This window comes from Rhodosalinus sp. K401 (genome assembly GCF_041365735.1).
Lineage (GTDB): Bacteria > Pseudomonadota > Alphaproteobacteria > Rhodobacterales > Rhodobacteraceae > Rhodosalinus.
In genome coordinates this window covers 44,896-57,637 of the sequence record NZ_JBGFSI010000007.1, presented here as the reverse complement: position 1 = coordinate 57,637, position 12,742 = coordinate 44,896, and the positions used below count along the sequence as shown (strand labels likewise).

16 protein-coding genes are annotated in these 12,742 nt (G+C 69.0%); 8 read left to right on the top strand and 8 right to left on the bottom strand.

What is annotated here, in order from left to right; genetic code table 11:
• Positions 1–15: 15 nt before the first annotated feature.
• The 3 genes from AB6A66_RS09730 to AB6A66_RS09720 all read right to left on the bottom strand — a co-directional run bounded on the left by AB6A66_RS09730 (position 16) and on the right by AB6A66_RS09720 (position 4,595).
• Positions 16–2,055 carry a capsular polysaccharide biosynthesis protein gene (locus AB6A66_RS09730; protein WP_371055713.1) on the bottom strand — a complete coding sequence of 680 codons (2,040 nt, stop codon included), beginning with the start codon at positions 2,053–2,055 and terminating at the stop codon, positions 16–18.
• A gap of 8 nt (positions 2,056–2,063) precedes the next feature.
• Positions 2,064–3,209: a polysaccharide biosynthesis/export family protein gene (locus AB6A66_RS09725; protein WP_371055712.1), complete on the bottom strand. Its 1,146-nt coding sequence runs from the start codon at positions 3,207–3,209 to the stop codon at positions 2,064–2,066.
• Positions 3,210–3,296: 87 nt separating this feature from the next.
• Positions 3,297–4,595: a capsule biosynthesis protein gene (locus tag AB6A66_RS09720; RefSeq protein WP_371055711.1), complete on the bottom strand. Its 1,299-nt coding sequence runs from the start codon at positions 4,593–4,595 to the stop codon at positions 3,297–3,299.
• An 85-nt stretch (positions 4,596–4,680) separates the two neighbouring features.
• Here AB6A66_RS09720 and AB6A66_RS09715 point away from each other — a divergent pair, with 85 nt between their 5' ends.
• Both AB6A66_RS09715 and AB6A66_RS09710 read left to right on the top strand, forming a co-directional pair.
• Positions 4,681–5,268 carry a riboflavin synthase gene (locus AB6A66_RS09715; RefSeq protein WP_371055710.1) on the top strand — a complete coding sequence of 196 codons (588 nt, stop codon included), beginning with the start codon at positions 4,681–4,683 and terminating at the stop codon, positions 5,266–5,268.
• A gap of 73 nt (positions 5,269–5,341) precedes the next feature.
• Positions 5,342–6,022 (top strand): DUF4386 domain-containing protein, encoded by a 681-nt coding sequence (locus AB6A66_RS09710; RefSeq protein WP_371055709.1) that lies wholly within the window; start codon positions 5,342–5,344, stop codon positions 6,020–6,022.
• Positions 6,023–6,026: 4 nt separating this feature from the next.
• Here AB6A66_RS09710 and AB6A66_RS09705 read toward each other — a convergent pair whose 3' ends face one another.
• From AB6A66_RS09705 to AB6A66_RS09685, 5 genes are all read right to left on the bottom strand, one after another.
• Positions 6,027–6,461, bottom strand: a complete 435-nt coding sequence (locus tag AB6A66_RS09705) for a hypothetical protein (protein WP_371055708.1) — start codon at positions 6,459–6,461, stop codon at positions 6,027–6,029.
• Between the two features lie 112 nt (positions 6,462–6,573).
• A complete protein-coding gene (locus tag AB6A66_RS09700) occupies positions 6,574–7,629 on the bottom strand; it encodes a YeeE/YedE family protein (RefSeq protein ID WP_371055707.1) in 1,056 nt (351 codons plus the stop codon).
• A gap of 78 nt (positions 7,630–7,707) precedes the next feature.
• Positions 7,708–8,019 carry an ArsR/SmtB family transcription factor gene (locus AB6A66_RS09695; RefSeq protein ID WP_371039223.1) on the bottom strand — a complete coding sequence of 104 codons (312 nt, stop codon included), beginning with the start codon at positions 8,017–8,019 and terminating at the stop codon, positions 7,708–7,710.
• A 70-nt stretch (positions 8,020–8,089) separates the two neighbouring features.
• On the bottom strand, positions 8,090–8,587 hold the full coding sequence (locus AB6A66_RS09690) for a heme-binding protein (protein ID WP_371039185.1): 498 nt from the start codon (positions 8,585–8,587) through the stop codon (positions 8,090–8,092).
• Positions 8,584–8,964: a thioredoxin family protein gene (locus AB6A66_RS09685; protein ID WP_371055706.1), complete on the bottom strand. Its 381-nt coding sequence runs from the start codon at positions 8,962–8,964 to the stop codon at positions 8,584–8,586. Before AB6A66_RS09685 ends, AB6A66_RS09690 begins: the two co-directional genes overlap by 4 nt.
• A gap of 70 nt (positions 8,965–9,034) precedes the next feature.
• Between AB6A66_RS09685 and AB6A66_RS09680 the strand changes: the two genes are divergently transcribed.
• The 6 genes from AB6A66_RS09680 to soxA all read left to right on the top strand — a co-directional run bounded on the left by AB6A66_RS09680 (position 9,035) and on the right by soxA (position 12,729).
• On the top strand, positions 9,035–9,772 hold the full coding sequence (locus tag AB6A66_RS09680; protein WP_371055705.1) for a cytochrome c biogenesis CcdA family protein: 738 nt from the start codon (positions 9,035–9,037) through the stop codon (positions 9,770–9,772).
• A gap of 64 nt (positions 9,773–9,836) precedes the next feature.
• Positions 9,837–10,403 carry a thioredoxin family protein gene (locus AB6A66_RS09675; RefSeq protein ID WP_371039222.1) on the top strand — a complete coding sequence of 189 codons (567 nt, stop codon included), beginning with the start codon at positions 9,837–9,839 and terminating at the stop codon, positions 10,401–10,403.
• A gap of 142 nt (positions 10,404–10,545) precedes the next feature.
• The gene (gene soxX / locus AB6A66_RS09670) at positions 10,546–11,013 is read left to right on the top strand and encodes a sulfur oxidation c-type cytochrome SoxX (protein WP_371039182.1); all 468 of its coding nucleotides are present in this window, start codon (positions 10,546–10,548) and stop codon (positions 11,011–11,013) included.
• A gap of 35 nt (positions 11,014–11,048) precedes the next feature.
• Positions 11,049–11,468 (top strand): thiosulfate oxidation carrier protein SoxY, encoded by a 420-nt coding sequence (soxY, locus tag AB6A66_RS09665; RefSeq protein WP_371039181.1) that lies wholly within the window; start codon positions 11,049–11,051, stop codon positions 11,466–11,468.
• Positions 11,469–11,488: 20 nt separating this feature from the next.
• Complete coding sequence (gene soxZ, locus AB6A66_RS09660) at positions 11,489–11,818, top strand: thiosulfate oxidation carrier complex protein SoxZ (protein ID WP_371039180.1); 330 nt, start codon at positions 11,489–11,491, stop codon at positions 11,816–11,818.
• 62 nt (positions 11,819–11,880) lie between these two features.
• A complete protein-coding gene (gene soxA, locus AB6A66_RS09655) occupies positions 11,881–12,729 on the top strand; it encodes a sulfur oxidation c-type cytochrome SoxA (protein WP_371039179.1) in 849 nt (282 codons plus the stop codon).
• The last annotated feature ends 13 nt before the right edge of the window (positions 12,730–12,742 follow it).

The following is a 12,742-nucleotide window of genomic DNA, read 5'->3' as shown; positions in this document are numbered from 1 at the left end:
CGTCGGCCCGCCTGGCTAACCGCGCCAGAGGCGGGCCTGCCCCGCGAAGAGCCCCTGCAGCTTCGAGAGGGTCCGCAGGGCGGGGCCGGGACGCGGACCGGGCCCCCCGGACAGGCGGTCGAGCGCCACCTCCGGCGGGCAGGGCCGTCCGGTGACGGGATCGTGGTATCGCGGGTAGGCGATGAGCGCGGCGTGCACCAGCCCGTCGAGGGACACGCGCGCACGCCGCCGCGGCGGCACGGGCCCGAGATCCCGGGTCAGCCCCCAGCCCGCGTAGAACGGCGCGCCCAGCGTCACGACAGGCACGCGCCGCAGCAGCGCCTCGAATCCCAGGCCGGAGGTGAGCGTCCAGACCTCGTCCACCCCGGCCAGAAGCGCGGCGGGGTCGGCGTGCTCCAGCACCGCGTCGGCGATCTCGTGCACCGCCTCCGGCGCCAGCGCGCCCGGCCGAAGGCCCGCCTCCACGTCCGGGTGCGGCTTGTAGAGCAGGACCGCGTCCGGGTTCGCCTCCCGCGTGGCGCGAAGCAGCTTGAGGTTGGTGCACAGCGCTCCGGCCCCGGCCCTGACGGAGGCGTCGTCCTCGACCTGCCCGGGCACGAGGATGCGCCGGCCGTCCGGCAGCGCGGGGCGCGCCCCGCCGAGATTGTATTTCGTAAGGCCCGCGGCCACCAGCCGCCTGCGCAAGCGCTCGGCCCGGGCAAGCTCGTCGGGGCGAAGATCGGCCGAGGCCGCGATCAGCCGTTCGAGCCGGCTTTCACGGCCGGGATCGTAGTAGATCCCCAGATCGTCGGTGACGAGCGACAGCGGCGGCACCAGCTCGGCCCCGAGCCCGCGCGAGCGCAGGAACCCGTCTTCCACCTGTACCGCATCTTCGGGAAGCACGTCCGCCCGGCTCGCCCACACCATGAGGCGGCGGCCGTCCTGTCGGGCCCGCGGCGCGGCGCGGCCCGGGTCGTCCTCGAAGACGACGCCGCGCGGCCCGCGGAAGAAGGCGCTCACCGCGGGACGTTTCCAAAGGCGGATGCCCGAGGCGACCCAGCCCCTGCGGTCCTCGCGCCACGCGCGCGCCGCCGCCTCGAACGCGTCGAGCGCCTCTTCGGGCGTCGCGCGGCGGTCGCGGAAGGGATCGAACCAGACCGGGTAGAGAACGAGCGCCGCCGCGGCGAGTTGGGCGCGGGTGAGCCTGCGCTCCCGGCGGGGTACCGGACGGTCGTCCTCGGTCAGGCCCCAGCCCGCGTAGAAGGGCTGTCCGAAGACGCGCGGGCGGTGGCCGGCGAAGATCGCCTCGAACCCCAGCTGCGAGGAGACCGTGTAGACCCCGACCGCGCCCTCCAGAAGGACCCAGGGCGAGATCGGTTCGTCGTGAAGCGTCACGCGCCCGCGCGCATCCTCGTCGTAGAAGTGGCCCGGCCGTAGTCCCTCCCGCGTTTCGGGATGGGTCTTGACGATCACCTGCGCGCCCGGGTGCTCTTCCTGCGCGAAGGCGAGCATCTCGAGGAACCGCCCGCGATCGGCCCCGCTTGCCCGCACGGACGCGTCGCCGGCAACCTGGTCCACGACGAGCACGTAGCCGGGCGGGGGTGGCGCGATGCCGGGATCGACGGCGGCATATTTCGTGAGATGCGCGCCGCGTAGGCGGGCCACGATGTCCCGCGCCCGTGACAGAAGCGCCGCATCGTCCAGCGGATGCGTGGCGAGCAGCGTCTCGAGGTCGGACGGCACGGACGGGTCGAAATGCACGCCCGAACGGTCGAGCAGCAGCCCCAGCGGCGCCTCGCCGCCCGAGCGCCCCGGATGGAGCGAGCGCAGGAACGCGTCCTCGATCCGAAGAAGCCCCGCGCCCCGCCGCCGCGCCACGGCCTCGCCGCGCCGTGCCGTGGGGCTTTGCCCCCAGACGGCCACCAGATCGTCCGGCCCGGGAAGGCCCGTGGTGACGCGGTACCCGGCCGCCGCCAGGATGCGCCGGAGCGCGGGCCGGCGCAGGAAGCCGCCGTTATAAACGAAAAGGCGCCGGGGAGCAGTCTCCCCGGCGCCGGGCGTGTGCGCCTGCGGCATGTCGCCCGTCAATTTCCGGAGAAGGTCGACGCGGCGGTGTCCACCGTGTTCACCACGCCCAGCGATCCGGTGATCGCGGAGATCACCTTGCTCCACTGGGTGAAAGGAGCTTCCGTGACGTAGAGCGTATCGCCGTCGCGGATCAGGAAGTCGCGCGCCTCGAAGATGCCGTTGGGTTCCGCCAGGTCGAGGACGTAGACGAAGCGCTGCGCGCCGACGAGGTCGTCGCGGCCCAGCACGGCGTTCGCGATCTCGGCAGGCTCGTTTCGGAACACGAAGACGCCCGTGGGATCGGCCGAGTTGGTGGCCAGCCCGCCGACCCGGGCGAGCGCCTCGAGCGCCGAGAGCGTTTCGCTCTCGAACGTCACGCGCGCCTGCGAGCCGGAGGCTCCGAGCACGCTGAAGGACCGCGTGTCCCGTTCCACGAGGATGCGGTCGCCGTCGCGCAGGGCGATGTCGAACTCGGGGGTATCGTAGAGATCCTCGAACCAGACGGTTCCGCGGTGCCCGCCGCGGATCACGCTGATCAGCGCGACCTCGGGCGGGATCGCGATCCCGCCCGCCGCCGAGATCATCGCCGAGAGGGTGCGCGTTGGCCGCTCGATCGGGTAGATGCCCTGCGCGCCCACGGCCCCCGCCAGCGAGACCGCCGCCCCGTTTCCGGCGAGGCGGCGCACCTGGACCTGGGGGTCGGGGGTCTGGTCGGCCAGCTGGCGGGTGATGATCCGGCGCACGGCCTCGGGCGTGTTTCCGGCGGCCCGGATCCGCCCGGCATAGGGCACGAAGACGAACCCTTCGGCATCCACCTGCACTTCCTCGAGAACGGTGGAATTGCCCGTCTCGCCGGCCAGCAGCCCGTCCTCCACGTTCTCCCAGATGGTCAGGCCGAGCGTGTCGCCCGGCCGGATCACGTCCGAGCCGATGATGCCCGCGTTCACGAACCCTTGCTGGAATGCCAGCGCGGGCATTACAGAGGTCGCGCGCGTCACGCGATCGTTCACTTCGATCACGAAGGCGTCGCCCTGCCGCTGTTCGGAGCCGGCGAATATCTCGTTCTTGCTGGGGCCGGAGCGCGGCAATCCGCAGCCCGCCGCCAGCGACACGACGAGAAGCAGGGCGATGGCGCGCGCCCAGCGGAACGATGTCGATGTCACTGCCTCGTCTCCGGTTCTTCTGCCTTCTGCTTGTCCCGCGAAGCTACCGGCAACCGGGCGAAACGGCCAGCCTGCCCTCGGGCGGGATCAGATCACCGCGCGCAACTGTTGCCTCGGGGCCGCGGTGCCATGTTCCAGCGCGTCGTAGGGATCCTCTGCCGCGAGCATCATGTCCACGACATGCCGCAGGAGCTGCCGTCGGCTCGCCGAGGCATAGAAGCCGCCCGGCACCTGGCTCGTTTCCAGAAGGTAGCGGCGATACTCCCGGTAGGCGCGCGTGTCGGGCCGGCGGGCCGCCGCGAAGAAGGCGGCGAGTGGCTGATCCGACACGAATTCGGGCTTTGCGTAGACCGCCCGCCCGAAGGCTTTCACCGGCACCCCGCGCCAGAGCGCCTGCTGTCCGGCGGTGGAATTGACGGTGACGGCGCTGCGCGCCTCGGCCAGGAGCCGGGCAAGCTTGCCGCCGCGGACATAGTGCACCCGGTCGGCCACGCCATGCGCCGCGGCCGCGCGCGCGAGCGCGGCGCGAACGGCCGCGCGGCCGTCTTCGAGCGGGTGCGCCTTGACCACCAGGTGATGGTGGTGCGGGGCGCCCCGCGCGAAATCGCGCACGCAGAGCTCCACGAACTCGGTCAGGCTGGCGAAGGGCGAATGCGCCCGGAAGGAGCTGTCATGCTCGAGCTGAAGCAGCACGAGGTGATAGGGGAACCCGCCGCGGCGAATCCGCCATGTCGCCAGCGCACGTTCCAGCGCGTGGGCCGGCATCCAGAGAAGCCGCCGGAGATAGAGACGGAATTCCCGCGTCACCGGAAGATCGCGGTGGGGCCGGAAATGGCGGTAGCCGCCGTTCCGAAGCATGACGTGGGCATGGTAGAGCGCGCCGTAGAAGATGTGCTGGCGCATGTCGCCCCAGCGCGCGGGTGCCTGCGGTTGCTCCAGCTCGCCATGCGCGAGCGCCGCCCGCATCCGGGCGACCGTCATGTCCATCAGCCGCGAGTTGCCGTTCGAGCCTCCGCGCTCGTAGGTCACCCAGTAGGGGCGAAGATAGCCCTCCTCGAAGACATGGACGCGCAGCCCCCGCTCCCGCGCCTGCGCCACCGCGACGGCGTGGACGGGTCGCGTGTCGCCGTAGAGCACGATGTCGGTGATCCCCTTTTCGGCCACGAGACGTTCGAGCGCCGCGGGCCATGCCTCGACGGGAGACCGGAACGGGATGTAGGAGGCGCGGTCGCGCCAGAACGCCCGGTCGCCCGCGTTGAAGCCGACGCGCCAGACGATGCCCCCGGCCTGGCGCAGCATCGCGCCGAGCGCGTCGAAGAACGGCCCGTGCGGTCCCTGCAAGAAGAGGAACACGCGCGAGGATGGCGGTGTCGCGATGGTGGTCATCCGGCCTCGAGCCCGCTAGATCGACGGCAGGCTACACCAGCTTTGGGACGGAAATAAGGTCCGTCGCGGCAGAAGGAGATGCGCGATGTTTACGGGGATCGTCACGGATGTGGGCACGCTGCGCGCGCTGGAGCGGCGCGGCGATCTGCGCGCGCGGATCGCCACGGGATACGACACCTCCGGCATCGAGATCGGCGCCTCGATCGCCTGCGACGGGGTCTGCCTGACCGTCGTGTCGCTGGGCGAGGACTGGTTCGAGGTCGATGTGAGCGCCGAAACCGTGTCGAAGACCGGTCTGGGGAACTGGGCGCCGGGACGCCGCGTCAACCTGGAGCGCGCGCTCTGCGTGGGCGACGAGCTTGGCGGGCACATCGTGTCGGGCCATGTGGACGGCGTGGCCGAGGTGGTCGCGGTGTCCGACGAGGGCGACAGCACCCGGGTGCGCCTGCGCGCGCCCGAGACGCTGGCCCGTTTCATCGCGCCGAAGGGATCGGTCGCCCTCAACGGGACATCGCTGACCGTGAACGAGGTGGAGGGGGCCGAGTTCGGCATCAACTTCATTCCCCACACCAAGGAGGTCACCACCTGGGGCGATGTGCGGGTGGGCGATCTAGTGAACCTCGAGGTCGACATGCTGGCGCGCTATGTCGCGCGACTGGCCGAGGCGGGGTAGGGCGCCCTTGCCGTAGCGCCGCGGGTCGCGGCGGTGTAGCCTAGCGGCGTCGCGTCTATGCCGGAGACCGTCCATGACGCCCAGAGCTTCCGCCGCGCCCTACCGTATCGCGGGCGTCGTCTACCTCGTCCTGATCGCGGCGGGCCTCTCCTCCGAGGCCGTGTTCCGTGCACCGCTCTCCGGGCTCGCCGACCTCTCGGCGCTGCCGGGCGGCGCGGATGGGGCGGCGGCCGCGTTGCGCGCCGCGCTTCTCCTCGACACGCTGATGGCGCTTTCGGACGTGGTGCTGGGCGCGCTTCTTCTCGTGATCCTGCGCCCGGCGGGCGAGGCGCTCGCGCTCATGGCGTTCAGCCTGCGCCTCGTGCAGGCGGCAGTTCTGGGCGCGGGGCTCGTGCTGCATCATGGTGCGGCGCTTGCGCTCGACGGGGGCGCGGCGGCCGGCCTCGCGCCCTTCCTTCTTTCGCTCCATGCCCATGCCTACGACATGGGGCTTGTCTTCTTCGGGGGGAGTTGCCTTGCGACGGGCGTGCTGCTCCTGCGGCATCCCGCCTTTCCGGCGGCGCTCGGCTGGGGGATCGGCGCGGCGGGGATCGTCTATCTGTCGGGGAGCGCGCTGCGCTTCCTCGCGCCGGGCCTCTCGGCGGGTTTCGCCCCGGCCTACATGGTGCCGCTGGTTGCCGAACTTGCGCTCGCGCTCTGGCTTGTCTTCGGGGCGCGGGGCCGGGTCGCGCGTGCGCGCCCGGCCGCCGCTTGATGCTTCAGAAGGACCAGACGGCGGCGCCGTCGTCCAGAAGCGCATCGGCCATCGCCGGGGGCTGCGCCACGCCGACGCCGTCCATCAGCACCTCGGGGCCTTCGCCGCGACCCGGCAGGTAGATCGCGCACACCTCTGCGGTGGCGCCGTTCGAGATCGCGGCCTTCAGCAGGCCCTGCGGGCTCATGTCTTTCGGCGGCTGGCCGGCGGTCGCGGTGTCGGGCGCCTCGTCGAGCGCGATGTCGCCGCCCGGCCCGCAAAGCAGGATGCGCACCTCCGCACCCTTTTGCAGCGCCTGCATGGTCAGCACCATGCTCATCAGCTGGGTCTGCGGGTTCTCCGAGGTGACGACGGTGACGAGTTTCTCTTCCATCTCGGCCACTGCGGGGCCGGCGATGAAAGCGGCCGCGGTGGCGGCCTTCAAGACTGTCTTGAGCATGAGGGTCCTTTCGGGACGTTGAAGCGCGTTTCCAGTTCCTACGTTAAAGATATATAATAAAAACGGAATACGATATTCTGTCGCAGGGGGCGTTGTGGACGCAGCCGGGGGCTCACTCGGCCGGCTGGAAGCCCTCGATGAGTTGGCGCAGCCCGAGCGCCGCGCCGGCCAGGATCGAAAGCAGCGTCACGGGCGCGCTGACCGCGAGAACCGAAAACGCCGAGAGGCCCTGACCGACAGAGCAGCCCATGGCGACCACGGCGCCTCCGCCCATCAGCATCGCCCCGAAGATCTGGCGGCGAAGCTCACGCGGATCCTCGCAGGCTTCCCAGCGGAAATGTCCCTTGACGAGGGAGCCGATGAAAGCGCCGGCCCACACCCCGGCGATGGAACCAACCGCGAAGCTGACCGGCCGCGCGCTGCCGGTCATGGCGAAGAGGATCGATTCGCCGACCGGCGCGGAGAAGGAATGCGACTGGACCGGCAGCGCCTCGAAGCCCGTGGTGGCCACCCAGGTCGTGCCCGCCCAGCCCGCGACCACCGCCACGCCCACCATGCCAGCCCAGAAGACCGAAGAGGCGTCGCCGCGCAACTCCCGCGATGCGAGCGCCAGGGCGCAAAGCGCCAGCCCCGCGCCAAGTCCGATCGCCACGGCCGGAACCCCCGTCCACGCCTCGGCGAGCGCGGGGAGCGCGGGCGCGACGTCTGTCACGTCGCGTTGCGGGAAGAGCAGGTCACGCAACGGTGCGAGAGGGCCCATCAGCACCCCATAGGCTGAGACGCCCATCACCAGCACGATGACGAAGCTGCGAAGGTCGCCGCCGCCCAGCCGCGCGATGGCGCCGTAGCCGCAATTCCCGGCGAGTGCCATGCCATAGCCGAAGGCCAGGCCGCCCAGGATGGAGGCGAGCGGCATCCATTCGATCGCGTAGTAGAAGCTGAGCTCGGGGCGCACGATGCCCGCCGCCGTCAGCGCGAAAGTGCCGGTCACGGCCACGCCGATGGCGAGAAGCCACATGTGCATGCGTCGCGCGCTGCCGCCGTAGAGCAGATCCTCGATCGCGCCCAGCGTGCAAAAGCGTCCAAGTCGCGCCGCGAGGCCCAGAAGTATCCCGCCGCCCGCGCCGATCAGCGCGACCGCCCAGCTTTCGGGGATCATCTCAAGCATCCGCATCCTCCCGTCGGGGCAGTATGCAGGCGTGAAGACCGGCGCGCAACGGTCCGGCGGCCGGCCCGGCGCGCCGGGTCAGTCGCCGTCGGCGCAGAAGAGATCGTAGACCGTCTCCAGCATCTTGCGGGGACGGTCGTCGGCGAGACGGTAGTAGATCGCCTTTCCCTCCCGCCGCGGAACGACCAGGCCTTCGAGGCGCAGGCGCGACAGCTGCTGCGACACGGCCGCCTGCCGCGCCGACAGCAATGCCTCCAGCTCGGTCACCGACTTCTCGCCGGTGACCAGATGGCACAGGATCATCAGGCGGCCCTCATGGCTGATCGCCTTGAGGAACGTCGAGGCCGTCTCCGCCTTCTCGACGATGCGGTCGAGCTCGGCCTCGGACATGTCGGACTTGAGAACCGGAAGAGACAACGGGACCTCCTCGACCCTGGCGCGGTCGGCGCGTGGCGCTTTGTCAGAAAGCGATGTCCATCTCGATGGCCGCAATCCCGGCTTCGGCGCATTCGTCGTCGAGCGCGGGCGTCGGAGCGCCGGACACGCCGATGGCGGCCACCATGTCACCTTCGCCCGCGACCACCGTCAGCCCGCCCCCGAGGGCGAGCGCCTCGCTCAGCTGGCGGATGCCGAAGGTGGCCTCGCCGGGCTGGGTCACTTCGGACAGCTCTGTCGTGGGCGTCCCGAAACTCGCCGCCGTCCACGCCTTGCGGTAGGAGGTCTCGTGCACGTGGGCGCCGGCGAACCGGTCGCGCACGAAGACCTGGGGCACGCCGAAGCGGTCGGTCACGGTGACGCCGACCTGGAACCCTTCCGCGCGGCAGTGTTCCAGCGCGGCCGTCGCCATGCGCATGGCGAGTTCGGGCGTGATCGCGCGGAATTCGACGAATGCATCCTGCGCGGCGGCGGGCAGCCCCGTCCCCGCGGCGAGCGCGAGCGCGCATACCGTTCTTTTCATTGTCCGTCTCCTCCCTCGTTGAAATCCGTGTGATCTTCCAGCATCCGGCCGAGAAGCCCCCAGAAGAAATCCTCTCCCGGATAGCCCTCGATCCGGGCGAGCTCCTCGCCGTCTTCCACCAGGATGAAGGTCGGGGTGAAGACGGCGGGCCGGTCGAACGTCACGCCCTCCGGCGCGCCCTCGCGCAGTTGCACGCGCACCAGGGGCGCAAAACGGCCCTCGGCGGTCTTGGGATATTCCGGCGCGACTTGGTCATGCCACGCCTCGCAATAGCTGCATCCCGGCTGTTCGACCATGACAAGCTCTGCCGCGCGGCCGCCGTCGAAGCCGGGAAGGCCGGCGAGGGCCGCCGCAATGAGAAATCGCTGTACGCGCATGTATACCGTAGATTGACGCCAAGCTGTCAGTCAACGTATTCTGAATATGTGAATGGATCAAGGAGCGGCGATGCTCGAGATTTCCTTTGCAGGCGCTGCGCTCGCCGGTCTGCTTTCGTTCTTCACGCCCTGCATCCTGCCCATGGTGCCGTTCTACCTGAGTTACATGGCGGGCATCTCCATGACCGAACTGCGCGGGAACGACGAGATCCCGCCGGGCGCGCAGCGGCGGCTCGTCCTCAGCTCCGTGATGTTCGCGCTGGGCGTCACGACCATCTTCGTGCTGCTGGGCATGGGCGCCACCGCGGTGGGGGAGGCGTTCGCGCAGTGGCGCCAGCCGCTTTCCTACGTGGCGGCGGCGATCCTGGCGGTGTTCGGCCTGCATTTCCTCGGCGTCATTCGAATCGGGTTTCTCTATCGCGAGGCGCGCCTGGAAAGTGGCGCGGAGCCCTCGACCATGCTGGGCGCCTATCTGATGGGTCTGGCCTTCGGCTTCGGCTGGACGCCCTGCGTGGGCCCGGCGCTCGCGTCGATCCTGATGATCGCGAGCGGCATGGGCGACATCTTCCGCGGCGGGCTGCTGCTTCTGGTCTACGGCCTTGCCATGACCGCGCCCTTCATCGTCGCGGCGCTTTTCGCGCGGCCCTTTCTCGCCTGGGTTCAGCGGCACAGGAACAAGATGCAATATGTCGAGAAGGCGATGGGCGGCATGCTGATCGTTTTCGCGGTACTCATCGCCACGAACACGGTAAACTGGATCGCGAACTGGATGATCGAGGCCTTTCCCGGCTTCACGAGCCTCGGGTGAGGTCCGCAGCGACGTCAACGATGACAGGGAGGAGATGCGGATGACGGGACTTGCGACACGGGCGATGGGTGCGCTGGCGGGGGTGCTGCTGGCGCTGCCGGCGGCGGCGGCCAATGTCGGCGACGACGGGCTGCACAAGACGGCGTGGATGCGCGACACCTTCAAGGACCTGCGCGAGGATCTGGAGGAGGCCAACGCCGAGGGCAAGCGCTTCGCGATCATCTTCGAGCAGCGTGGCTGCATCTACTGCACCAAGATGCACGAGGACGTCTTTCCGCGTCCCGAGATCGCCGAGTACATCGACGAGAACTTCTTCGTCGTGCAGCTCAACCTGCATGGCGCGGTCGAGGTGACCGACTTCGACGGCGAGACGCGGACGGAGCGCGAGATGGCGCGCAAGTGGGGGATTCTCTTCACGCCCACGCTGATGTTCCTGCCCGAGGAGGTTCCCGAGGACGCCACCGCCCCCGAGGCGGCGGTCGTCACCATGCCGGGGGCCTTCGCGGCGGGAACCACGCTCGACATGCTCACATGGGTCAACGAGAAGCGCTACGAGCTTGACGGGGATGAAGATTTTCAACGCTATCACGCGCGCCGCATCCAGGAACGCAACGACGGGAGCGCCGACTGACCGCGAACATTGTCCCGAATAATTCACTTCTGTGAATTTGATATTGCGTCACTGGGTCGCGGTGGCCTACGGTATACAGTGCTATCGGCGTGACGCTGACGGGATAGCCATGGGAGGGAATATGAAACTTACGCAGAACTTGATGGCTGGGGTCGCTTTCGCCGCGCTTGCCGGGGCCGCCTCGGCGGCAGACGTCGTTGCGCCCGGGGAAGTGACTTTCGGCGAATACGGCGCGGTGGAAACTTCGCTGACGGGCACGAAGGGCGATCCCGCGCGCGGTGCCGAGATCATGGTCACCAAGTCGCAGGGCAACTGCATCTCCTGCCACATGGTCACGGCGCTGAATGAAGCGCCCTTCCATGGCGAGGTGGGCCCGCCGCTCGACGGCGTCGGCGACCGCTGGGGGCCGGCGGAGCTTCGCGGCCTGCTCGTGGATGCGAAGAAGACCTACGAGGGCACAATCATGCCGGGCTACTACAAGACGACCGGCTTCACCCGTCCGGGCCAGGGCTTCACCAAGAAGCCCGCCGAGGAACCGCTTCCGCCGCTCCTGAGCGCGCAGGAAGTCGAGGACGTGGTCGCATTCCTGTCGACGCTCAAGTACGAGTGATCGGGGCGACCGGGAACCATCAGAGGAGAATTAGGATGGACTTCACCAGACGTGAAACCCTGGCGCTAGGGGCGGGGGCCGCGGCCCTCACCGTGCTGCCGGCCAGCGCCTTCGCGGCGACCGTGGACGAGCTCATCGCGGAGTTCACCGGCGGCGCGGATGTCGCCGACGGCGGCGTGACGCTGAACGCCCCAGAGATCGCCGAGAATGGCAACACGGTTCCGATCGAGGTCGCGGCCGACGGTGCGGCATCGATCATGGTGCTGGCCGCAGGCAACCCGACCCCGCCCGTCGCCACCTTCCATTTCGGCCCGCTGGCCGGCGCGAGCCGCGCGAGCACGCGGATCCGCCTTGCGGGCACCCAGGACGTCGTTGCGGTGGCCAAGATGGCTGACGGTTCCTTCGCCCGCACCTCGAAGGAAGTGAAAGTCACCATCGGCGGCTGCGGCGGCTGAGAGATCAGGAGACAAGACAGATGGCAGAAAACGTCAAACCGCGTGTCCGCGTCCCGCGCTCGGCTTCGGCCGGCGAGGTGGCCACCATCAAGACTCTCATCAGCCACAAGATGGAGTCGGGCCAGCGCAAGGACAGCGAGGGCAACACGATCCCGCGCTCGATCATCAATCGCTTCACGTGCGACTTCAACGGCCAGAACGTGATCGACGTCACCATGGAGCCCGCGATCTCGACCAACCCCTATTTCGAGTTCGAGGCGACGATCCCGGAGACGGGCGAGTTCACCTTCACATGGTACGACGACGACGGCTCCGTCTACGAGGACGTGCAGTCCGTCGAGGTCAGCTGAAGCCGAAGTGCGAAAGGCTGCCCCGCGCGCGGCGCGGGGCGGAACCCAAGGGAGGAACAGGGATGAGATACAAGGCACTGACGGCTGCGGCGGCACTCGCGATCGCGTTTCCCACGCTGGGGGCGGCCGATCCCGACGCGAACCTGATCATCAACGGCGAGATTGAAATGGTCACCGAGACGGCCGCGCCGGACCATCTGAAGGGTCATCTGCGCTCGATACGCTCGGGCTGGACATTCCGGACGGAAGAGACCCAGGCGCTCCAGATGGACGATTTCGACAACCCGGGGATGATCTTCGTCGACCAGGGACGCGACTCGTGGAACGCCGTCGAAGGCGACGCGGGCCAGTCCTGCGCCAGCTGCCACGAAGAGCCGGAATCGCTCCGCGGGCTTCGCGCATCGTTGCCGAAATGGAACGAGGAAAAGGGCAAGGTCTACACGGCCGAGATGTACATCAACGACTGCCGGACCGAGCGTATGGGCGCTGAGGCCTGGGGTTGGGACAGTCAGCCGATGAAGAACATGACGGCGCTGATCGCGTCGGTGTCCCGCGGCATGACGGTCGACGTCGCCATCGACGGGCCCGTCGAGGACACGTGGGAGCGTGGCAAGGAGATCTACTACACCCGCTACGGCCAGCTCGAACTTGCCTGCGCGAACTGCCACGAGGACAACTACGACAACTACATTCGCGCCGACCACCTGAGCCAGGGGCAGACCAACGGCTTCCCGGTCTACCGGCTGAAGCAGGCCAACCTCGTGTCGCAGCACAACCGTTTCAACGGCTGCATCCGCGACACGCGCGGCGTGCCCTACGACGTTGGCAGCGACGATTTCGTCGCACTGCAGCTCTACGTCGCCTCGCGCGGCAACGGCCTTTCGGTCGAGGGACCGTCGGTCCGCAACTAAGCGTAAGCGGCAA

Excerpts from the sequence above, each read along its gene's own strand:
- AB6A66_RS09730 (WP_371055713.1), bottom strand. The coding sequence starts at position 2,055 with ATGCCGCAGGCGCACACGCCCGGCGCCGGGGAGACTGCTCCCCGGCGC.
- AB6A66_RS09720 (WP_371055711.1), bottom strand. The coding sequence starts at position 4,595 with ATGACCACCATCGCGACACCGCCATCCTCGCGCGTGTTCCTCTTCTTG.
- AB6A66_RS09715 (WP_371055710.1), top strand. The coding sequence starts at position 4,681 with ATGTTTACGGGGATCGTCACGGATGTGGGCACGCTGCGCGCGCTGGAG.
- AB6A66_RS09710 (WP_371055709.1), top strand. The coding sequence starts at position 5,342 with ATGACGCCCAGAGCTTCCGCCGCGCCCTACCGTATCGCGGGCGTCGTC.
- AB6A66_RS09705 (WP_371055708.1), bottom strand. The coding sequence starts at position 6,461 with ATGCTCAAGACAGTCTTGAAGGCCGCCACCGCGGCCGCTTTCATCGCC.
- AB6A66_RS09700 (WP_371055707.1), bottom strand. The coding sequence starts at position 7,629 with ATGCTTGAGATGATCCCCGAAAGCTGGGCGGTCGCGCTGATCGGCGCG.
- AB6A66_RS09695 (WP_371039223.1), bottom strand. The coding sequence starts at position 8,019 with ATGTCCGAGGCCGAGCTCGACCGCATCGTCGAGAAGGCGGAGACGGCC.
- AB6A66_RS09690 (WP_371039185.1), bottom strand. The coding sequence starts at position 8,587 with ATGAAAAGAACGGTATGCGCGCTCGCGCTCGCCGCGGGGACGGGGCTG.
- AB6A66_RS09685 (WP_371055706.1), bottom strand. The coding sequence starts at position 8,964 with ATGCGCGTACAGCGATTTCTCATTGCGGCGGCCCTCGCCGGCCTTCCC.
- AB6A66_RS09680 (WP_371055705.1), top strand. The coding sequence starts at position 9,035 with ATGCTCGAGATTTCCTTTGCAGGCGCTGCGCTCGCCGGTCTGCTTTCG.
- AB6A66_RS09675 (WP_371039222.1), top strand. The coding sequence starts at position 9,837 with ATGGGTGCGCTGGCGGGGGTGCTGCTGGCGCTGCCGGCGGCGGCGGCC.
- soxX (WP_371039182.1), top strand. The coding sequence starts at position 10,546 with ATGGCTGGGGTCGCTTTCGCCGCGCTTGCCGGGGCCGCCTCGGCGGCA.
- soxY (WP_371039181.1), top strand. The coding sequence starts at position 11,049 with ATGGACTTCACCAGACGTGAAACCCTGGCGCTAGGGGCGGGGGCCGCG.
- soxZ (WP_371039180.1), top strand. The coding sequence starts at position 11,489 with ATGGCAGAAAACGTCAAACCGCGTGTCCGCGTCCCGCGCTCGGCTTCG.
- soxA (WP_371039179.1), top strand. The coding sequence starts at position 11,881 with ATGAGATACAAGGCACTGACGGCTGCGGCGGCACTCGCGATCGCGTTT.